General features: G+C 66.2%; 19 protein-coding genes. 9 read left to right on the forward strand and 10 right to left on the reverse strand.

Going from position 1 to position 20,905, the window contains the following annotated elements; translation table 11 throughout:
• Nucleotides 1-7 precede the first annotated feature (7 nt).
• The 5 genes from NP4_RS18785 to NP4_RS18805 are packed head-to-tail and all read right to left on the reverse strand — an operon-like array spanning nt 8 to nt 8,220.
• Nucleotides 8-1,927, reverse strand: a complete 1,920-nt coding sequence (locus tag NP4_RS18785) for a TOMM precursor leader peptide-binding protein (protein WP_067999472.1) — start codon at nt 1,925-1,927, stop codon at nt 8-10.
• Nucleotides 1,924-3,369: a SagB family peptide dehydrogenase gene (locus NP4_RS18790; protein ID WP_067999473.1), complete on the reverse strand. Its 1,446-nt coding sequence runs from the start codon at nt 3,367-3,369 to the stop codon at nt 1,924-1,926. The genes NP4_RS18785 and NP4_RS18790 overlap by 4 nt, the downstream gene beginning before the upstream one ends.
• Nucleotides 3,366-4,328, reverse strand: a complete 963-nt coding sequence (locus NP4_RS18795) for a lantibiotic dehydratase C-terminal domain-containing protein (RefSeq protein WP_067999475.1) — start codon at nt 4,326-4,328, stop codon at nt 3,366-3,368. Before NP4_RS18795 ends, NP4_RS18790 begins: the two co-directional genes overlap by 4 nt.
• Nucleotides 4,318-6,969: a lantibiotic dehydratase gene (locus NP4_RS18800; protein ID WP_067999477.1), complete on the reverse strand. Its 2,652-nt coding sequence runs from the start codon at nt 6,967-6,969 to the stop codon at nt 4,318-4,320. The genes NP4_RS18795 and NP4_RS18800 overlap by 11 nt, the downstream gene beginning before the upstream one ends.
• A gap of 3 nt (nt 6,970-6,972) precedes the next feature.
• Nucleotides 6,973-8,220, reverse strand: a complete 1,248-nt coding sequence (locus NP4_RS18805; protein ID WP_211335851.1) for a cytochrome P450 — start codon at nt 8,218-8,220, stop codon at nt 6,973-6,975.
• A 257-nt stretch (nt 8,221-8,477) separates the two neighbouring features.
• On the opposite strand from NP4_RS18805, the gene NP4_RS18810 reads away from it, so the two are divergent.
• The 5 genes from NP4_RS18810 to NP4_RS18830 all read left to right on the forward strand — a co-directional run bounded on the left by NP4_RS18810 (nt 8,478) and on the right by NP4_RS18830 (nt 12,241).
• Nucleotides 8,478-8,657, forward strand: a complete 180-nt coding sequence (locus NP4_RS18810) for a thiomuracin/GE37468 family thiazolyl RiPP peptide (protein ID WP_067999479.1) — start codon at nt 8,478-8,480, stop codon at nt 8,655-8,657.
• Between the two features lie 215 nt (nt 8,658-8,872).
• Nucleotides 8,873-9,958 (forward strand): cytochrome P450, encoded by a 1,086-nt coding sequence (locus tag NP4_RS18815; protein WP_169813766.1) that lies wholly within the window; start codon nt 8,873-8,875, stop codon nt 9,956-9,958.
• Complete coding sequence (locus tag NP4_RS18820) at nt 9,927-10,853, forward strand: class I SAM-dependent methyltransferase (protein ID WP_067999483.1); 927 nt, start codon at nt 9,927-9,929, stop codon at nt 10,851-10,853. Before NP4_RS18815 ends, NP4_RS18820 begins: the two co-directional genes overlap by 32 nt.
• A 242-nt stretch (nt 10,854-11,095) precedes the next feature.
• Nucleotides 11,096-11,593: a response regulator transcription factor gene (locus NP4_RS41665; RefSeq protein ID WP_067999484.1), complete on the forward strand. Its 498-nt coding sequence runs from the start codon at nt 11,096-11,098 to the stop codon at nt 11,591-11,593.
• Between the two features lie 48 nt (nt 11,594-11,641).
• Nucleotides 11,642-12,241 carry a class I SAM-dependent methyltransferase gene (locus tag NP4_RS18830; RefSeq protein WP_255285523.1) on the forward strand — a complete coding sequence of 200 codons (600 nt, stop codon included), beginning with the start codon at nt 11,642-11,644 and terminating at the stop codon, nt 12,239-12,241.
• 20 nt (nt 12,242-12,261) lie between these two features.
• Here the strand turns inward: NP4_RS18830 and NP4_RS18835 are convergent, their stop codons facing one another.
• The 4 genes from NP4_RS18835 to NP4_RS18850 form a co-directional block, all read right to left on the reverse strand.
• Nucleotides 12,262-14,112, reverse strand: coding sequence for a hypothetical protein (locus NP4_RS18835; protein ID WP_067999487.1), 1,851 nt, complete (start codon nt 14,110-14,112; stop codon nt 12,262-12,264).
• Nucleotides 14,113-15,216 (reverse strand): thiopeptide maturation pyridine synthase, encoded by a 1,104-nt coding sequence (locus NP4_RS18840; protein ID WP_147287926.1) that lies wholly within the window; start codon nt 15,214-15,216, stop codon nt 14,113-14,115. It lies immediately after the preceding gene.
• A 114-nt stretch (nt 15,217-15,330) separates the two neighbouring features.
• Nucleotides 15,331-16,203, reverse strand: coding sequence for a zinc metalloprotease HtpX (htpX, locus tag NP4_RS18845; RefSeq protein WP_067999493.1), 873 nt, complete (start codon nt 16,201-16,203; stop codon nt 15,331-15,333).
• Between the two features lie 223 nt (nt 16,204-16,426).
• Nucleotides 16,427-17,449 (reverse strand): polyprenyl synthetase family protein, encoded by a 1,023-nt coding sequence (locus NP4_RS18850; protein WP_067999495.1) that lies wholly within the window; start codon nt 17,447-17,449, stop codon nt 16,427-16,429.
• A gap of 138 nt (nt 17,450-17,587) precedes the next feature.
• Between NP4_RS18850 and NP4_RS18855 the strand changes: the two genes are divergently transcribed.
• The 3 genes from NP4_RS18855 to NP4_RS18865 are packed head-to-tail and all read left to right on the forward strand — an operon-like array spanning nt 17,588 to nt 19,794.
• The gene (locus NP4_RS18855) at nt 17,588-18,862 is read left to right on the forward strand and encodes a geranylgeranyl reductase family protein (RefSeq protein ID WP_067999496.1); all 1,275 of its coding nucleotides are present in this window, start codon (nt 17,588-17,590) and stop codon (nt 18,860-18,862) included.
• Nucleotides 18,862-19,278 carry a helix-turn-helix transcriptional regulator gene (locus NP4_RS18860; protein ID WP_067999498.1) on the forward strand — a complete coding sequence of 139 codons (417 nt, stop codon included), beginning with the start codon at nt 18,862-18,864 and terminating at the stop codon, nt 19,276-19,278. Before NP4_RS18855 ends, NP4_RS18860 begins: the two co-directional genes overlap by 1 nt.
• 57 nt (nt 19,279-19,335) lie before the next feature.
• Entirely contained in the window at nt 19,336-19,794 is a 459-nt protein-coding gene (locus tag NP4_RS18865) for a VOC family protein (RefSeq protein WP_067999500.1), read from the forward strand.
• A gap of 48 nt (nt 19,795-19,842) precedes the next feature.
• Here the strand turns inward: NP4_RS18865 and NP4_RS18870 are convergent, their stop codons facing one another.
• Complete coding sequence (locus tag NP4_RS18870; RefSeq protein WP_067999502.1) at nt 19,843-20,346, reverse strand: DUF2505 domain-containing protein; 504 nt, start codon at nt 20,344-20,346, stop codon at nt 19,843-19,845.
• An 82-nt stretch (nt 20,347-20,428) separates the two neighbouring features.
• Between NP4_RS18870 and NP4_RS18875 the strand changes: the two genes are divergently transcribed.
• Entirely contained in the window at nt 20,429-20,866 is a 438-nt protein-coding gene (locus NP4_RS18875; RefSeq protein WP_174556158.1) for a DUF3592 domain-containing protein, read from the forward strand.
• The last annotated feature ends 39 nt before the right edge of the window (nt 20,867-20,905 follow it).

Consider the following 20,905-nt stretch of genomic DNA (forward strand, 5'->3'; position numbering starts at 1 on the left):
CCGGTCGTCAGGGGAACGGATGCGGATGCGGGTTCAGCTCCGCCATGGACAGTTCCCCCCGGGCATACCCGAGCTGAGCCGGAACCGTCAGTAACCGCGACACCCCCTCGATCCGGCGGAACCGATGGCCGAAGGTCATCGGCAGCGTGCCCGGGATGATCACCTTGACGCACGCCAGATCACCGGCCCGGTGCTCGGGAGTGGTCTGGTCGACCACGATGACATCGAGTCCGCACCGGCTCAGCCGCTCGATGACATTGCGCAGATCCTCGCCCAGATCTCCCGTCGGGGACGGTCCGCTCGCCCGCATCGCGGCCGTCCCGGAGTGTTTCAACAGGAAGTCGAGCCGGTCGACCACGCCGCGATGGCCGTAGAGCACCGAATGATCCGACATCGCGCGCACCGCGTCGGGATCGGCCGCCATCACCGCGGCCCGCTCTGCCTCGGCGGGGTACCCGCGGACCAGCCCGGACAGAATCGGGCCGAGTTCGCTCAGCGCACTGCGCAGCGCGGGCTCGGCTTCCAGATGGGATCCGGCCGCACAGACCACTTTCGGCCGATCGGGATCCTCCGACGGATCCACCGCCATCGCCCACACCGACGGAATCCCGTGTTCCATCGTGGTATCGAACAGCTGGATCTCGTAACCGAACTCGCGCTCGATGGTGGCGGTCAGAATCGCGGTCGCGGGCGAGACGCTACCCGGATCGATCCGCGGTACCGAAAGCCTTGCGTACCAGGTCAACAGGAAGGCATCGCGTTCGATCGTCTCCAGGATCCCGTACAGGACGGCCTCTTCCGCGCAGCCGCCCAGGGCGCAGCCGTTGGAGATCTCGTAGAACGACCGCTGCGGCTCGTCCGGCCGGGGCGGCACCCGGTAGTACGCATAGGACTCCGGGACCAGGATGGGCTCCTCCTTCATGAACGAGTAACCCCACACCCAGGCGCACTCCCGGGTGTCGTGGAACGGGACGAAACCGAAATCGGCGAGGTCGTAGCTGTGCGGTGCGTGTCCGGCCAAGGTTCGCGGATCCAGTGCGTGGTCGGCGATCTCGCGATAGCAGGCCCGGACGGCGGTCCGCTTGCCGCCGGGATAGAGCCCGCCGTAGCGTTCCAGCGCCTCCAGGACGGCGATCAACTCGCTCGACCGGTAACTCGAGGTACGCCCGTAACCGCGTTCGACGCCACCGGTGCGCATGCCGAACGGCGCGGCGGCGACCGCGAGACCACCCTGATTTCCCCGGCTCAGCTCGCGAATCACACCGCATTCTCGATCCACGTACAGCTCGCGCAGCCGGTCGAATTCGGTCTGGATGTCCCGTACCCGATAGGTATGCGGGCCGAGTTTGGCCGCCGGTCGGATCTCGAAGCGCGCGGCTTCCGCGGTATCGATCTCCGGCTCGCCGCAGATCTCGCACAGTGGATCGGGTAGGAACGGATGTCTCGATACGGACAGATCCCGCAGATCGACGAATATCAAAGCGCCGCTGGTCCGGCAGTCCTCGTCGAACCGCCGCCATTCGTCGGCGACCAGGGCGGCGACCAGCGCGGCCGCGGAGGCGGTAAGTGCCGTGGGCCCGCGGGTGGCGAGGTCGGCCGCGTTCTGCCGGCGCACCGCTTCCCGGGCCGCCGGATCCGTCTCGGCGAGCCCGCGACGAGTTTCGGCGCACCGCACACAACCCGGTACGCCCGGTATGTCGAGCGGTCCGATCACCACCCGCCAGACCTCGGTGTGTATGGGTAGCAACGGCTTTGCCCGATCGGGGCGAGCAGCCGGGGCGTGCCAGCCATCGTTCGACTCGACGATCAGCGCGCAGTCGTCCGCCTCCGCTCCGGCGGCGATCGCGCGGGAGTTCGGGATCTCGGCGAGGATGGCGTCGGCGATCAGACCGCCCGCGCCGACGACCCCGAGTACCGAGCGCCTCATGACCGCTCCGCGACGCTGCCGATGATCATCTCCCCCACGCTGCCCTCCTCGGTGAAGTCCAGTCCGACCGTGGTTTCGAAGGTGGCGGAGTCACCGGCCCCGAGGCCGCACAGACCCACGCCGACCGCGGTCGCCGCCAAATACAAGGTCTGATACAACGCGCCGACATGCTTCAGAACCAGCGCGTACGGCACCTCTTCATAGGTCGGCAACAAGCGTCCGAACCGAGCCGTGATCACGAACATGGCCTGGGGCATCTGCCGGACGGCCGCTGCCGCCGCAGCGGTGCGCAACATCTGCGCCGCGGCGGAATTCGCGCCCGGCAACTGCCGCAGCCGATGCTCATATTTCTCGTAGTGATAGAAGCCGGGCGCGAGTCCGTCGACCAGCCGGGCGACCAGATAGATTTCCAGTTCGTACACTGCGCCGCCGGACGGATACGGCACGCTCAGACATTCGGTGCCCTCCAGTACATATTGCGAGCGAACCCGGGCAGATCGGTAGAGAATCTCCGAAATCTGTTGCAGTCGAACACGATTCGAATCGTCGAAGTTGCGATGCGAACGTCGCTCCTCCACGGCCCGGGCCAGCGGGATATCGGCCGTGCACAGTGCCCGCAGATCCGGCCTCGGCAGTTCGATCTGCGATCCGGGATGACTCGCGCGGCGGGCCGGTTCGCTTCGGCCCAGTTCCTTACCCCAGCCGGTGCGCCCGAAGCCGAGTCCGTCGTAGCCGCCGTTACCTCGACGGCTGCGGCGATGGAACCACAGATCCTGCGGCCGCCACTGCCGGATACCCGGTTCGGTTCGCTCGCCGGTGACCGCGGCGAGCATGCCGACCACACTCAGATCGCGGACCAGGCGTGCGGCCAGTCCCGGCACCGGATCCTCGATTCGGTCGGCGCCGCTGAGCAATCGGGCGAAGATACTCGCCACATCGGGGTCGTACAGCTCCAGATGCGCGGGTGCGAGCGGTGATTCGAGGAGGACGCCGATCTCGCGGCGGGCCACGACGAACCGTGAGATCTCGGTATCCGAAATCGGCGGACCGGATTCCGGACCCGGATGCAGGCATTGCGGCGGCAATTCTCGCAGCGGACGGATCGCGTACAGTCGCCGCGATCCCGCGCACACCGTTACCGTCAGCCAGCCGTCGCGCGCGAGGTGTTCGACGAATTCGGAGCTCTCCCTGGGCAATTCGGAAATCGCGCCGTCGTGACGGATACCGATGACTCCGCTCTCGCCCCGGACGATCTCGCCCGCCGCCGCGCTCGAGAGCACCCGCCGATAATCCACGCCCGGGTACTCGAAAGCCTGGTTGTACTGCCATACACCGCGTTGCAGCAGGTGGATTCGTCCGTTGGCGCTGTCGTCCACCAGGGAGACTCCCGGGCGCAGTGCCAGTACGAGCTCGTAGTCCAACGCCCGGTCGATCGTGGTCATCCTCGGCCCCCTTCCGTCGTCAGCGCACAACTCATCGCATCGATCGCCGCGATCGCCGACAGGCGCAGCGCCGCTTCCGCACTCGGGGCGACCCCGAGTCGGTTGCACAGCAGATGAACACACATATCCGCGACCACGAACGCGGAATCACAGTGCGGACCGGATCGCACCGCGCCCGGCCCCTCCCACCCGCGTAGACCGCTGCCGAGGTGACCGCCCGCGGCCTCCTGGCGCAGGTCTCGCACCAGCCGGCGAATACTGCGACCCCATTCGGGCAATGTTCCTTCGAGCGTCGCGTCCTCCGCGGCGAGAGCCCGCATCTGCGCGGCCAGTTCGGCCGGTGCGGCCGTCGGTTTCTCGGCCGCGTCGGCGAGATGACGACGCAGCCGGACCGGATCGGGAAATACCGACAACCACGCGAGCAGGATCATCGCTTGCGCGCCCACCAGCAGCGTTCGACGATCCGGTTCCCCGGCGAGGATGCGCTGGGCGATCGTGCTGGATTCGCCGAAGTGCCGTTCCACGATCGCCGGGCAGTTCCCGTGGCCGTACCGATCGTGTTCGCGGTGATAGGGGATGAATTCGATGGTGTTGTCGGCCGACAGCTCGGGACGGTAGGACAGCAACCCCTCGGCCGCCGCGAGCGCCGGCGCGGCCCGTGCGTAATCGATCGGATCGAGGGAAGCCGTTGCGGGACAGTCGCGGAACCACCGCGCGAATGCGGTCACCACGGTCGTCTCCACCCACTCGCGCTGGTCGTCCCCGACCGGCAGCACCCGCAGGCGTAGATGTGGGCCGCCGTCCCAGTAGCGGAGGAAAAAGCTGGTGCGCACCCGCGCGCTGGCCTCGAACGACTGCCGCAGCGGAGTCACCACACGACGGATCGCCTCGTCCATATCGCCGAAGTAGTAGATATGCGCGCCTACCCAGTCCGTTTCGGTCGCGGTCTCAATTCCCATAGGTGATCTCCTGGCCCGACAGCTCGATCAGAAATTCGACAACGGCCGGGTCCGCGCGATCGGGCCCCGGGGAATCTCCCACCTCCGGCAATGCCTCCTCGAAGATCACCACCGGTCCGGGCGCGCGCATCATGCGCTCGAAAATCGAGGTCAGATAGAAGTTCGCGAAGTCGACATACACCGGTTTGCGGGAGCTGTCCGCCACCCATTCGGTGATGCGGTCGGCCGTATTACGCAGGCCGTTCGACCATTTGCGGACGAAGCATGTCGACGGAATCCCGTGTGCGCGCAGCCAACCGACGATCTCGATCAGATAGTCGCTGTCCGACATCCCGGCCGGGCGGACCGGAATCAGCGCCTCGGGAACCACCCAGCGGGCCCGCTGCAATACGACGCGGCCCAGCTCCAGCCGGGGCCTGCGCAATACGCCCGCCGGAATCACCATCTCCTCGGGAGCGATCAGCACCGGCTGGCTCGGATGAATGTAATAGGACTCGCCGAAGGTCTGGATCAGCAGGCGGGCGGCCGGGGGCAGAAGACCATCGGCGAGCATGCCCAAATGCAGCGGATGCACGGGCTCACCCGATTGCCTTGCGAGAGTGAGCAGCCCGGTCTCGCCGTCGAGACGTACGACGAGATCGCCGAGCGGAATCCGTTCCGATTCGGGGCGGCGGCTCACGGTGAACGGATAGTCGATCTCCCGCACGACGCTCGGTTCTCGGTTGTTCGGGGTGAATCCGAACAATCCGCCGAGCTCGGCCAGGGTGATATCGCTGTGCGCGATCAGTCCGATCGGCGTATCGCCGGGCGCCTGCTGCCCAGCCACGGCCTGGACTCGGGCGCGACTGCGCCCGTGTCCGCCGTGCACGGCATTGATCACCAGGCGCACCGGATCGGCGTCCGAGATCAGCTGCACATAACAGCCGATCGACGAGGGCGAACGCGCGGCCCAGGCCGGTAGCCCGGACAGCAGGCGCTCGATCTCCTCGGCGCGAGCTCCGTGCACGTTCGCGTCCGAGGGCGAAAGGCGAAAGGCCGCACGAATATCCGTCTGGATCGCACCGAGCGCACGGACCCGCGGCACCGAACTGGTCGCGAGGATCGGGATCGGAGAGGCCTGAACCCCGATCACCGCGCGCATCTCCCGGGCGAGCGGGTCACCGCCACCGCGGGCCGCCGCCAGCGCCTGGGCGACCGCGCGATGAAAGACCAGTAGCGGCACCGTATTTCCCGATGGCCAGCGCTGTTCGAAAAAGGCCGCCAGGATCAGGCGAAGCGGCACGGCCGGGTCGAGCACCGGCAGCAGTGATCGGACGACATCCAGATCGGCGAGCGCGGGTCGCCATGCGTCACAACGGGCTTCGACGACCGGATCGTCGAAGACGGCGTTATCGCACACGATCGACTTGGCGTCCTCGACCGCGACACCGGCGCGCGCACCCAGCGTTCGGAGCCGGTCGAACAGCGCACCCCGGTAGTCGCGATGTCCGGCGATATCGTCGATCGGGCGGGGCGCGCGGATATCGGCGTCCACCCGCGCGGCCAGCGCGGCGATATCGGCCGACTCGCCGCCGTACCGCCCGAGCCAATCGGCCAGCGCCCGGAGCGGATCGGGGCACAGATCGGGCACCGGCAGCAGCTGCTCGACCAGGCCCGCCCGGAGCAGTTCCCGCAGCTGCCGCCACGCGTCGGCAGGGTCCGCGCAACCGCGGGCGAGGTGATCGCGGAATACGGGTGTGGGCAACGACATGTGGTCGTCGAAGGCGTCGAGGCAGCGACGAACAAGATCGTTCTCCGGCACCATCATCAAGGATTCGTCCGGCGGCGGGCCGAGGAACAGTACGGTCCCGTCGACCCGGGTCAGGCTGGGATTCAGGCGGATCGCCAGGGCATCGGACAGCGGCGGTCGCTGACACAGATTCCGGATGATCTGTTGCACCACCAGGCCGTTGAGTTCGGTGCGGCCGCTCACCGCGGGCCGACCGGCCGTGAAGACCACCGCCGGTCCGTCGTGGCTCCAGCCGCCGAATCCGCTGACGGTGTAGGTGCTGTAGGGGCTCGTCTTGGCCACCGCACGGGACAGGTACCGAACCAGCTGCAGGACGACGCGCTGTTTCGGGGCCCGACCACCCGCGAGCCATTTGGCCAGTTCGTCGAACAGTGCCGGACTCGACTGCGACAGTGCCCGGAGGAACATCGGATCATCGACGCAGGCCCGCAGCGCCTCGAGCGTGTCCCGCGCTTCGGCGGCCAGTGTCGCGGGCAGGGCCGCGCGCAGTTCGTCGAGCCGTCGGCGCTCCGAGAGCCAGTATTCGATTCGTTCGACCAGCGGATCGGGCAGGCAGGCCGTAGTGTCGCCGTCCCACTCCCTGGGGCTGGGCAGCCGACATTGAAATATGGTGCGGCGCAAACCGACAACGCGGGCCTTGCGACTTCCGGTCAGATGGCCGACGACCGGGTAGAGGGCCTCCGAAATCTGCTCGCCCTCGCGGCCCAACCAGTCGGTGAGCAGCACGACGGCGTCGACCTGAGCGGCGGTCGATTCGAACCGAAGCCGATGCAGTCGCGACGACGGCAGGCCCGCGATCCGGATCACGAGCGGCGCGGTGAGGTGCGCGCCCGACGGCAGTTTCACCGACATGGCCTAACCCCGGTCCCGGGCGTCCCAGGTGACCATCAGGCTTTTCGGGCCGTAGATGGTCGCGTTACGACGCATCGGCACGTCCTCGACCGCGAGACGTAACCCCGGTAGCCGCTCGAAGATTCCGCGATAGGCGATTCGCAGCTCGAGTTCGGCCAGGTACTGCCCGAGACATCGGTGCGCGCCGTAGCCGAAGGCGAGGTGATGCCGGGCATCCGAGCGATCGAGGGCCAACGTGTCCGGTGCGGCGAAGACCGACTCGTCCCGATTCGCCGCCGGTAGGGCGATGGTCACCGTCTCGCCCTTGCCGATCAGCACCCCGCCCAGTTCGACATCCTCGAGCGCGGCGCGGTAGGGCAGCCCGAGATGGGTGACCGTGAGGTAGCGCAGCAGTTCGGTGACGGCGGCGCCGTCGGACGCCGGATCCGACATCATCCGATCGAGCTGGTCCGGATGCCGCAGCAGCGCGAAGACGCCGAGCGAGATCATATTCGCGGTCGTTTCGTGGCCGCCGAGGATCAGCCCCAGGGTGAGCTGCAGCAGTTCACCGTCCGTGAGATCGGGATGCTCGGAGATCAACGAGCTGACCAGACCGGGGCCCGGTTGGTGGCGACGGTACTCGATCAGCTGGGACAGATAGGCCCACAGCCGACCCAGCTGCCGATTGCGGTCGGCGATGTCCTCGGCCATCGCGAAATCCGTATTGATCTGCTGCACGGCCTGCCGATGCGCGGGGGGTACCCCGATCAGATCGCCCATCACGAGCGAGGGCACCGGCATGGCGAACGCCCGTACCAGATCGGCCGGAGAGCCGTCCGCGGCCAGCACCTCCAGCTGGGCATTCACGATCCGTTCTATATCGGCGGTCATGCGGTCGAGCCGATTCACGGTGAAGTATTTGGCGAGTATCTTCCGATATCGGGAATGCTCCGGTTTGTCCATGCTGATGAACTGACCGGGTAGCGGCGGCGACATCGCCTCTCCGCTTTTTTCACCGACCGCCGATCTGCGCAGATCCGAACGCGCACTGAACCGCGGATCGAGTAGCATTTCGCGGGCCAGGGAATGATCCGTGATCAGCCATCCGACATACCCGTCCTGATGAACGGCACGAACGATCGGGCCGGACAGTTTCATATCTTTCAATCCGGGTGGCGGATCGAAGGGACAACCGGCCCGGCGATCTACCGGTAGCGGCGCAAGCGAGGCGTGCTCCTGCATCTGGTTCTCCTGCCCGACGGCCGAACGCATCTGACCGTAGGTTATCCACGCCACGCCGCGGCTGCCATAGTCCACTCTTGACTATTCGCTACCACTACTGCCCCGAAAAATGGGGTCCTATTCGGTATGCCCAAACCACACAAAGGACCACTATAGTCCACTACTAACTATTCGATACTAGCAATCAATCACGGAACCTAGTCATTGTGCGGCCATTGATGACCACCTTTCGAGATGCAAGCATTTGAATCACGCGAATATTTTCTTCGCGTAGGAAGGATAGTGTCATGAGTGCACAAGGCAAGGATCCCAATGAGATCCGTCGGCGGTTCGAGGAACTTCCGATGGAGGTGTTCCAGCTGGACGGCAGCGGCCTGCCCATCGAGTCGCTGACCGATGGTCACGGGATGACCGAGGTCGGCGCATCCTGCACGAGCTGTGTTTGCATCTGCTCCTGCTGCACCTAGTAATCACGTCGTGGAGGCGCCGGACCTGCGACTGCGCGTCGCATCCGACGCCTCCCGGCGCCTCCGCCGAATACCCGGCCGCAAAGGAGAGTCGGATGCCGACATCTGAAAAAGAACATATTCTCCAGTCGCTACCGACCGAACGTCCTCGCGACCGCCCGCTCGATCCTCCGCCGGAATTTCTGAAACTACGGGAGGCCGGTCCGATCGTTCGAATGGTGTTTCCGGACGGGCATCTCGGATGGCTTGTCACCGGACATACTCTCGCCCGCCACGTGCTGAGCGATCCGATATTCAGTTCGCGCCCCGAATTGCAGCATATTCCGCTGGCGACCATGGGTGGGCTCACCATGCCTCCCGCCGCTCCCGGGCAGATGTCGAATATGGACGCGCCGGAACATACCCGATATCGCCGTATGCTCCTGCCGCATTTCACCCGCCCGCGCATGGAGGAACTCCGGCCGGGGCTGGAGCAGATCATCGAGCGACGCCTCGACATCATGGCGTCGACGCCTTCGGGAGAGGTCGATCTGGCGACCTGCGTGGCGCATCCGATCACCTTTTCCGCAATAGGACTACTACTCGGGATCCCGGCCGACGATCAACAATTCTCGAGTCCCGCGGAGATTACCGATGTGGACGGTCCCGCGGGTTTCCAGGTGTTCATGGATACGATGAATTATCTGGGCGAGCTGATCCGTCGCAAACGGGCCGAGCCCTCCGACGACCTGCTCGGCCGCCTGGTCGCCGACACCGATCTCAGCGATGGCGAATTGGTCAATATGAGCATGATGTTGATCATCGGCGGCACGGAATCCACCGCACATATGATTCTCTCGTCGGTTCTGCTGTTGTTGCAGCAGCCCGAACAGCGGGCCGAATATCTGCACGCGTTGTCGAACGAGTATGCCGCCGTGGACGAATTGGTGCGGTTCCTCAGCGTCTCGCAGGTCGTCATGCCGCCGCGCACCGCGACCGCCGATATCGAACTCGGCGACGTGCTGGTGCGCGCGGGGGAAACGGTGGCCGTCTCCCTCACGGCGGCCAATCACGATCCGTCGGTCTTCGACGACCCGGCGCGGCTGCGACCGAATCGGGCCGAGCCCGGCCGCCACGTGGGTTTCGGTTACGGCATCCATCGCTGCATCGGCTCCCATCTCGCTCGGATCGAGGTGCAGCAGTGCGTGACCCAGATCTTCCGGCGATTCCCGCGGTTGCGTCTCGACCAGCCACTCGAGAGCGTCCCGATGCGAGAGAAAGAGTTCATGTATGGACCACGCGCACTCCGCGTCCGATGGTGACCGACCGCCGAGACTCGCGGTCAAGGGAGTCAGCCGCACCGCGCTCGCCGCCGCCCTGGCGCGCGCGGCCCATCAGGTCGTGGATCGCGCGGAGATCCTGCGCGACACGCTGGCCCTCGAATTCGCGGGCGTGACCGCATCGGCGTTCGACGATCTCGACCGCGTCGATGTCCTGTTCCCGCCCGAGGCCAGGCTGTTCGTCGCCGCACGCCAGCGCATCGCCGAGGATGCGCTCGCCGCGCGGTCGCCGACAACCCAGGTCGTCATCCTGGGCGCCGGATTGGACACCCTGGGCTATCGCGCGGCGCAGCGCGGTCGCCGGGTGTTCGAACTCGACCATCCGGTGACTCAGCGGTGGAAGCTCGACAGATTCGCGGCGGCCGAGCGACCGCTGCCACCCGACTTGCGTCTGGTCCCAATAGATTTCGAGCAGGACACTCTGGCGGACGCGCTGGCGCGGGCGGGTTTCGATCGAACCGCGCCGGCCTTCTTCACCTGGCTCGGCGTCGTGCCCTATCTGACGATCGATACCGTGGTCGACACGCTGCGCTTCGTGGCCGAACAGCGGGCGCCGGTCGATATCGTCCTCGACTACAGCGAGCCGCTGCACGTCCTGCCGGAGGATCGCCGTACGCGCATGAGAGAGCTGATGACATTTCTCGAGGGATTGGGCGAGCCATGGCTCACCCTCCTCACTCGGCGGCATATGGCAGAAATTCTACGAGCGTGTGGATTCGACACAATTCAGGACGCCGCACATACCGACCTACTGAGAAAGTATTCAACTACATACACGGGAGAGAATTACGACTCACATGTCGTTGTCGCCTCACGCAGCAAGCGTCCATTAGAGCATACCGCAAACGTCGGCGATCACTCCCGAACAGAACCTTGACACCCCCACCAGCGCGAGATACCGTGAGGTCTACGTTTCTCGCGTGGGGAGTTGAAATGAACACTCGGGGGGATAATTTGAAATCTGTCCTACTTGCCGGACTCACGCCCATAACCTGTCGAGGCATTATATCTACCCTACCCGACTCTTTCCGATTCGAGCAACTCGAACCACCACGTGGCGGAAAGCTCGATATCGCTGCACTGAGCCGGTATCTACACGGTCGATGTCAATTCGATCTGATGATCATAGATCCGTTCCAGGATCGATTCGCCTGCGGCGGTTTGGCCGCCTGCGAAACCTTCAAGAAGTTTCTACCCAATTCCAAGATTCTCATATTCTCGAATCCGCCGGAGCACCGAGATCTGATCCTGGCGACGGCCTGGGGAGTGGACAGCTTCGTCTCCTCTGTCGAATCGCCCGAGCAGCTCGCCGCCTGCGTCGAGGCCACCCTGTCGGGCACCCGATTCTGGGTGCTGTCCAGCACGGATACCACCGCTCCGAATGCCGAGGCGGCGAGTCTGCTGAGCTTGACGGCCCGCGAGAAGGAGATTCTGGAGCTGATCTCGCTACGGCACACCAATCAGCAGATCGCCCGACTCCTGGGCATCAGCCCCAATACGGTGAAAAATCATGTGGCGTCGATTCTGCGGAAGATGAAGCTGACCAGCCGCTCCGATCTCTTCGGAACCTATTTGTTTCCGGCCGCTCGGCACACGACATCCCCGATCGCCGGTTGAACCGCAATCGGGAAATACACTCATATCCACGAACAGGCAGGATCAGAAGTGGAAACTCAACAGTCGTCGAAGGTCGTTTCCTTTTTGTACGACCTGGCCTATCGTCTCGGAATTTCACCATGGGATCTCGGGAAGCCCATGGACGAACTGGTGGATCTCATCGAGGGCGATAAATCCCTCCCGGCGGGCCGGGCGATCGATCTCGGTTGCGGCGCCGGAACGAAGTCCATCTATCTGGCGCGGCAGGGCTGGAAAGTCACCGGCGTCGATATTTCGGGGCAGGCTTTGACTCATGCGCGGACCCGGACAGCCGAGGCCGGAGTGGATGTGGATTATATCCAAGCGGATCTGCTGAATATGCCGAGCGAGCTCGCCGAGCGGCGCTTCGATTTCCTGCTCGATTTCGGCTGCGCACATAATCTGAGAAATACCGCGAAGGCGGCCTATGCGCAAGCCACCGCCGGAATCGCGGCGCCGGGAGCCACGCTGTACCTCTATGCCTTTACCCGGGGACCGCAGAGCGTCACCCGCAAACAGATCCACACCGACTTCGCGCCGTACTGGAATCTGGTATCCGCCGAACCGGGCAGCATTCGCCGATGGCCGGACGCCGGGCCGTTCTGGTATCGAATGCAGCTGCGCGAGTGAGCGATACCGCTCGACGCCCCTCACCCGCACTCCCCGGCCCAGACGACGTGCACCAGATATGGCAGCGCCGCACTGAGCCGGGGATCGTGGTCGAGGGGCACGACCACCGGTCGTCGGCCCGCGCGGGCCCACATCGACGTCAAAACCGCGAGGTCCATCGGTTCCGCTTCGTGCACCTCGGCGGCGATACCGCCGACGACGATGTCTTCCGGAACGCGGGGAGCGTATTCCGGCCGCTGTTCGGCCATCGACTGACACCGCAGTAGAGCGGTCTCCAGGGCGGCGGTGGCCGCGTCGTCGAATGTCAGCCCGCTCGTGCAGGAGACCAGCCGCCCGCCGATCGTGCAGGCCGCGGCCGGAACCGCCGGCACCGACCGCACCTGCCACAGTTCGAGCTCCGCGCCGAACAGTCTTGCCAGCGTGGCGCTTTCGGTCGCTGAGCCGCGTGGCGGGCGCACCCTGGTCGCGACGCTTTCGCCGGTCCGCAATCCGCGCAGTGCGATCTCACGGCATTGTCCGAGGATCCCACGGCATACCGCGTCGTCCCAGCTGTAACCGAACGCCACGCCCGGCGGTAGGCGATAGGGCGTTGCGGCGGCGAGAACGGGAAATGCCGTGGTGGCATCCACCATCAGGACGGCGGCATCGTCGAGGCGATAGGCGTGGGTGTGTCCCCGGACGGCGCCCGTGAGCAGCGCGCGCAGCGTCGCCGCCCGGCCCGCCGCATCGGAATCCCGGACCGAATTCGTCTGCAGCCGGGCGGGATCGACCATGATCGAGGCATATGTGGCGAGGGCCTGTTCGACGGCGCGATATCGCGCGAAGGCGAAGTCGCCACCCCATCCGACCACCTCCGGTCGCGGTTCACCGCGCAGGCGCAGCAGGCCGACCGGATCGGATACCGTTGCCCGGCATACCCGCAGCGGTATCTGAGCGAAATCGGATTCGTCGGGGTCGGTGAACAATCCCGTCCACTCACCCCGGAAACCGGCGGCACGCGCGGAGAACTCGGCCTCGGTCAATCGTGGCGACCGCGCCAATTCCACGATCCGCGCACCGAATTCGTCCGCGGAGCAGGTGGCCGCAGGGGCGGCGAATGGATGATCGGTGGTGGTCTTGACGACCGAACTTTCCAGCGTATCGGGGTCGAATCGCACGGCTTCTCGCCGCGGCGAGGATCGGCTACGCTCGAGCCGCACCGCGAGCGCCGTACCCGCCGGGGCGGCGAGCTCGACTCGGTCCTGTTCGGTCACATGGCCGTTCGCATCCAGTCGGAGCAGGACGGACAGGGCCGACAGTGGAGTGTCCTCCCCCGTCGGTGCGCCGCACGCGAACCAGATATTCTCGCCGACACTCGAAACCCAGGCCAGGGGCACACCCCGCAGGCGGAACGCCGTCTCGATCGACTCGACGGACGCCGGATCGAGGCTCGGCAGCCAGCAATATCCGAAGTCGATGTCCGCCAGGGCCGTTCGAACGGCATCGGTCACCTCCGCGGAACCGTCGGTCGCGATCCGGGTGACCGAACCGCCCGACCGGCGAACGGTTCGTTCCATTTCGGTGCAGAAGTCGGCCTTTCCGATGACGAGCGCGTTGCCGCCGACGCCGATATCGCCGTCGGCCGCCGTCGATCGGACCACTCCGGTATCGGACAGCATCGTGATCAGTCGCCGCACCGCCGCCGCACGGTCCTCGGGGAGCCCGGCGACCAATTCGTCGAGCGTGTACGTCCCGTCGAGCAGTGGATGCAGGGCGCGCAGCATCGGATACGGGGTCCGGCCGATCAATGCCACCGGGCCCGCGGGCGACAAGATCGTCATACCCTCCGCCGTCTCCGCGTAGTAGACGTCGTCGGACAGCAGCAGTCCCATTCAGCCCACCGCCTTTTCGGTGTAGGGCTGTCCGACGATCTCGTAGGCCGAGATGCCGTAGGCCGCCTCGACGGCCTCCGCCGCGAGGTGGCACAGCAGGACGCGCTCGACCGGCGTGACACCCAGCTGCGTCAGATGCAGATAGGTGAAATTGAGGATCAGCCGGTACACGGCGAATTCGGCGCTCTGCTGCATCGTCGCCCACGTCGGATTGTCGAAGAGGCGGTGATGGAACGCGCTGGCTTCGCCGAGCCGCCGCGTGGCGCCGGGAGCGGGCGGTGGCGGCGGCGGAACCGGCGACACGCCCGCGGCGGCGGTCTCCTCGGCGAATGCTCGACAGCACGTCATGATCCGCGCCCAGTCCGCGAGAAAGGGTTCCGAGAATTGCGCGCGGTCGATCGCATCGACCAGCGCTGTCACCCTGTCCCGCAGCCGGTCCGACGAATGGCGGAAGTTGGCATCCCACCGATCGCGCAGCGCCGCACCGTCGTCGGTGGCGGCCAGAAACCCCTCCGCATGCGAGCGGAACGAGACGAAGCCCTGCCGGATTCCGCCGGCGGCTCCGATATGCCCGGCCGCGATCATCAGGTCCAATGCCCGCGACAACAGGGCGGATCGAGTGCGACAGGCGTCGTAACAGTCGAATGCGAGATCGGTTGTATCGGAATAGAACCGGGCCAGCGCATCGGCCCGGCCGGCATCGCCCATGATGTCGGTCCGCGGATCGAATTCGGACAGGACAACCGTATTGTCGGAATGCCACGGGGTCAGCGGCCCGCGCTCATGCTCCAACTCCGCCATTCGCACATGTCTGCGCAGCTCCTGCTCGATATCGAGGACCGTGGTCGACGGCGCCTCGGCCAGATAGGCCCGCATATCCCGCTGTACGGTCGGCCAGATCGTCTCGGTGAAGGTCGTCTCGTCGGTCAGGAAATTCAGCCGCACATGGGGTCCCTGACGCCAATGCCTGGTGAACGAGACCGCCTCGACCTGGGGGCGCAGCCGATCGAACAGCGGCCGGACACCGTGCAGTAGCAGATCGGATTTGTCCGGCCGGTAATAGAACACCCGGACGCTGTGCCAATCCGTCGAAAGCCAGTGCATCGAAATCACACCCCCGCAATCCGGAAGACGTTCGGCCCGTATCCATCAGGCTAATCACGGGTCTTCCGGCCGACCATGGCCTGTTTCCGACCATATGCGACTAGTCGGCGCAGCTCAGTACCGCCGCGGGCCGCCCGCCATCTGCTCCAGGCGGGCGATGCGGTCGGCCATCGGGGGGTGGGTGGAGAACCAGCGCGCCATGCGGTCGCCGTTGCGGAAGGGGTTGGCGATCATCAGATGCGACTGTGCGGTCAGCTGCGGCTCGGGCGGCAGCGGGGCGGCCTGGGTGCCGCTCTCCAGTTTGCGCAGGGCCGAGGCCAGGGCCAGGGGGTCGCCGGTGAGCGCCGCGCCGTCCTGGTCGGCCTGGTACTCGCGCGAGCGGGAGACGGCCAATTTGATCAGGCTCGCGGCGATCGGGCCGAGCAGCGAAACCAGCAGTACGCCAATGACATTGGGGCCCTCGCCGTCGCGGTTGCCGCCGCCGAACGCACTCGCGAAGAAGGCCAGGTTGGCCAGGCCGGAGATCACCGCGGCCAGTGCGCCGGCCACCGAGGAGATCAGGATGTCGCGGTTGTACACATGCGACAGTTCGTGGCCCAGGACCGCGCGTAATTCACGCTCGTCCAGGATCTGCAGGATGCCACTGGTACAGCACACCGCGGCGTGGCGCGGGCTGCGGCCGGTGGCGAAGGCGTTGGGCGCGTTGGTCGGGCTGATGTATAGCCTCGGCATCGGCTGCCGCGCGGCCGTCGCCAGCTCGCGCACGATCTTGTAGATGACCGGCGCCTCCAGTTCGGAGACCGGCTGGGCGTGCATGGCCCGCAGCGCCAACTTGTCGCTGTTGAAATACGCGTAGGCGTTCATGCCCACGGCGATCAGGATCGCGATCAGCAGGATCGTCGGACTCCGGAACATCGCGCCGGCGAAGACGATCAATGCCGACATCCCGACCATCAATCCGAAGGTCTTCAGTCCATTCGCGTACATGACCGCCTCTCCGGGCCTTCAGGCCATACAAGTCAGTGCCGCGAGACCCGCTCACAGGTCCTACGTCCGAGGGGCACTCACCTTCTGGACGTGCCCGGCGAGTCACCCATGTACTCCTGCAAACGGTCGTCGCGTCCGCACACTTCTCGGCCACATCTCATTGCTCGTATTACACCAGGTCAACGATAGAAGCCGAGAACGAGTTCCAGGGAGAAATGTGATCTCAGCCGACGCGTTCGATCGTGTAGCGGACCAGTCGCTCCAGGGCCTCGTTGGCGGGACCGGGCGGGAGGGCCGACAGTTCGGCGTGTGCCAGATCGGCGTAGCCCTGGAGCTTTTCCTTGGCCAGGACCATGCCGCGGGAGCGGGACAGCAGATCCAGGGCCTCGGCCACCTCGTCGTCGGATTGCAGGGGGTTGGCCAGCAGCTTGCGCAGGCGGTCGCCCTCCGCGCCCTCGTCGCGCAGGGCATACAGGACCGGCAGGGTGTGCACGCCCTCGCGCAGGTCGGTCCCGGGAGTCTTACCGGACTGTTCGGAGACCGAGGAGATATCGATGATGTCGTCGGAAATCTGGAAGGCCGTGCCGACCGCGTCGCCGAGGCGGGCCAGCCGCTCGATGTGGTCGAGGCCGGCGCCGGAGAAGGTGCCGCCGAAGCGACCCGCGGCCGCGATCAGCGATCCGGTCTTCTCCCAGACCACCCGCAGATAGTGTTCGACCGGATCCTGAGACTGCTTGGCCCCCATGGTCTCCCGCATCTGCCCGGTGACCAGTTCGGCGAAGGTCTCGGCGATGACGCGCACCGCGTCCGGCCCCAGCGTGGAGACCAGGCGGGAGGCGTGCGCGAACAGATAGTCCCCGGCCAGGATGGCGATGCTGTTGCCCCAGCGCGAATTCACACTGGCCGCGCCGCGGCGCATGGACGCCTCGTCCATGACGTCGTCGTGGTAGAGCGTGGCCAGGTGGACCAGTTCGACGACCGTGCCCGCGGTGATCAGGTCGGGATCGGTCGGGCGCGGGCCCAGCTGTCCGGTGAGGATGGTGAACAGCGGCCGGAATCGCTTGCCCCCGGCCTTGGCCAGATGCAGCGCCGCCTCCTGGAGAAACTCCTCCCCATCGGACAGCTCGCTGATCAGCAATTTCTCGACATCGTCCAGGCCGGCCTGCACCGTCGCCGCGAGCTCGGGGTCGCCCAGGTCCACCCCGGCGACCACGGTGCTCTCATCGCGCACAGCCGATGCACTCATCTCGTCTCCCAACGCCGCGTCCGTCCCCACACCGAAGAACCTAGCGTGTCGAGTCCCGAGACCCCATGAACACCGTCACTGTGGGAGGAAACAGACACCGGGCGACACTCGTCGGCGAGGGCTGGAAGTATTGATCGCATGGTTGCACCGGATCCCGCGTCCGACCACGGTCGCACTGCCGAATCGCTGCCCGCCCATGCCGATGTTCTCGTGGTCGGCGCGGGCCCGGCGGGTTCGGCCGCCGCGGCCTGGGCCGCCCGGTCGGGCCGCGATGTCCTGCTGCTCGACGCCGCGTCCTTCCCGCGCGACAAGACCTGTGGCGACGGACTCACCCCGCGCGCCACGGCCGAGATGGAACATCTCGGTCTGGGTGAGTGGGTGCGCGCCCACACGGTCAATCGCGGATTGCGCATGACCGGATTCGGCCGCGAGGCGCTGCTGCGCTGGCCCGACGGCTCGTTCCCGGCCTACGGAAGCGCGGTCCCCCGGACCGAGCTCGACGACAAATTGCGCGAGACGGCGATCAAATGGGGCGCCCACATGGTCGACGCGGCGCGCGTGGTGGATGTGGCCCGCGACGGCGACCGCGTCACCGGGGTGACCGTGCGCGCCGACGCCGGATCGCGGGAGATCTCCTGTCGCACCCTGATCGTCGCCGACGGGGTGCGCTCCCCGATCGGAAAGCTGTTGGGTCGCACCTGGCATCGGCAGTACGCCTTCGGCGTCGCGGCCCGGGCCTACATCCGCTCGGCCCGCAGCGACGACGAATGGATCACCTCGCATCTGGAGCTGCGCGACGCCGAGGGCACCCTGGTCCCCGGTTACGGCTGGGTCTTCCCACTGGGCAACGGTGAGGTCAATATCGGGGTCGGCTCGCTGGCCACCGAACAGCGGCCCTCGCATATCGCCTTGAAACCGCTGCTGCAGCACTATGTCTCGCTGCGCCGCGGCGAATGGGAATTCGAGGGCGAGGCCCGTGCGGTGGCCTCGGCGCTGCTGCCCATGGGTGGCGCGGTTTCCGGCGTGAGCGGGCGCAACTGGGCGCTGGTCGGCGATGCGGCAGGCTGTGTGAATCCGCTCAACGGCGAGGGTATCGACTACGGGCTCGAGGGCGGACATCTGCTGGCCGGACTGCTCGACGAGCCGGATCTGACCACGCTGTGGCCGGATCTGCTGCGCGCCCGCTACGGCCGGACGTTCTCGGTGGCGCGGCGGATCGCGGCGCTGGCCACCCATCCGCGCATGGTGCCCGCGGGCGGGCCGCCGGTGATGCGCTCGAAGTTCCTGCAGCACACCGCGGTTCGGGTGATGGGCAATCTGGTCACCGAGGAGGACAGCGATCTGGTGGCCCGCGCGTGGCGCGCCGCGGGCCGGGCCTCGATGCGATTCGACGAACTCGCCCCCTTCGCCTGATGGACGCGCGGTCGGTCCCCGAGGATCTGCTCCCGCATCTGCGGCGGGCGCGGGATCTGGCCGACCGCCACTACGCCGAACCGCTGGATCTGGACGGACTGGCCGCCGCGGCGGGCGTGTCGAAGTACCACTTCCTGCGCTGTTTCGCCGCGACCTACGGTAAGACGCCCGCGCTGTATCTGGCCGAGCGGCGGATCGAACGGGCACAGGATCTGCTGCGCGCGAGCAATGTCACGGTCACCGAGGCGTGCATGCTGGTCGGCTACAGCAGCCTGGGCTCGTTCAGCCGGAAGTTCACCGAGCTGGTCGGGATGTCGCCGTCGGCGTATCAGGCCAAATTCGCCAGCGACGGCGTGCCGCGCATACCCGGCTGCTACGTGTTCATGCACGGTCTGTCGGACCGCCGAACGCCCTGAACGCGTTCCGCAATTTCGGAGAAGCTCGGCCGCCACCGGCGGTCATACGCTGAGCGCATGACGACGATCACCAACGTTTCCCTGGTCACCGTGTATGTGACCGATCAGGACGAGGCCAAGGCCTTCTACACCGATAAGCTCGGCTTCGTCGAGACCTCCGATATCACCATGGGCGACAATGGTTTCCGCTGGGTGACCGTCTCGCATCCGAACCACCGCGAGCTCGAGATCACCCTCATGGTGCCGGGGCCGCCGCTGGACGACAATCTGGCCGAGGCCATTCGTCGGTCCATGGCCAACGGCACGCACGGCGCGCTGGGCCTGGCCACCGACGACTGCCGCAAGACCTTCGAGGAACTCACCGCCAAGGGTGTCGAATTCGTTCAGCCACCGGCCGATCGGCCCTACGGCGTCGAGGCCATCATTCGCGACAACTCCGGGAACTGGCTGGTCATCGTCGAACAGCACGCGTACGACGGTGGTGATTTCGGGCCCGGCACCGAGACCCGCGGCTGAGGGGTGTCCCGGCTGAATCGGATTCAGCCGGGACTCGCGTTTTCGGGACTAGGCGTCGGCCTTGATCAGCCACTCCTCGATGAACTTGCGCTCGCTGTTGACCACTCGGTGCTGCAGCTGTTCGGCCAGCGGCTCAATGGCCCCGCCCACGATCGGCACCTTCACGGTCACGATGCCGGCCACCTCGATCTCCGAACCCTCGGCGGTGGGGCGCAGCAGGTAGGTGCCCTCCATCTCGGTGCTGATGCCCTTGGTGGAGCCGGCGAAGATGCCGCGGGCGGTATCGCCGTCGAGCGGACCCCAGTTGTCGGTGCGCTCGAGGACGAGTTCGCTCTTGAGCACCTTGCCGACGATCGACGGGATCTTGTCGGCAGCGGCGCGTTCGGTCATGTGGATGCGGATGGTGTCCGGCCCGTCGGGATGCGACAGGTCCAGGGTGGCCGTCGGGGCTCCGGAGAACCTCGCCCGCCACAGTTCGTCATTGATGATCGCCCGGTGAAGATCTTCGACCGGGACGCGGTAGGGCACGGTGAAGCTGAATTTTCGGGACATGCCCGCACACGCTAGCCGAGCCATGCAATAGCCTTGTGCGGTGTCGGAAACCACGCAGTCTGATCACCGGCGCGCGCATCCGATCGATCGGCGGCCGATTCGCCTGCGGCGCATCCGGATCGGAGTGCTCATCGCCGCCACCGTCGTGAGTGTGCTTGCGGTCCTGCTGGTGCTCGCTGCCTGGCGCGACGATCTGCTGATCAGCTCCGACAGGGGTGTGGCCAGCGCCGAAGTGCTCTCGGCCGGGCGACTGCGTTCGGCGGTCATCTTCACCACTCCCGATGGGGTGACCCGCAATCCGAAGGTCGGCGTGCTGTACCCGACCAAGCTCACCGCCGGCGAGCGCATCAATGTCGAATACAGCCGCAGCGATCCGGACCTGGTGCGGGTGGCCGGGCGGGACGCGCGGGTCGCGGTGATACCCGCGCTGTCGGTGATCGTCGTGGCGTGGGGGCTGGCCCTACCGGTGCTGTGGCTGGTGGCCCGGCTCCGCAGGAATGTTCGCCGGAACTTCTCATAGGTGTCATTTGGGCGTGACGGCGGTGCGGCGCGCGGTGAT

The sequence above is a fragment of the Nocardia pseudobrasiliensis NBRC 108224 genome, from assembly GCF_001613105.1.
Classification (GTDB): Bacteria; Actinomycetota; Actinomycetes; order Mycobacteriales; family Mycobacteriaceae; genus Nocardia; species Nocardia pseudobrasiliensis.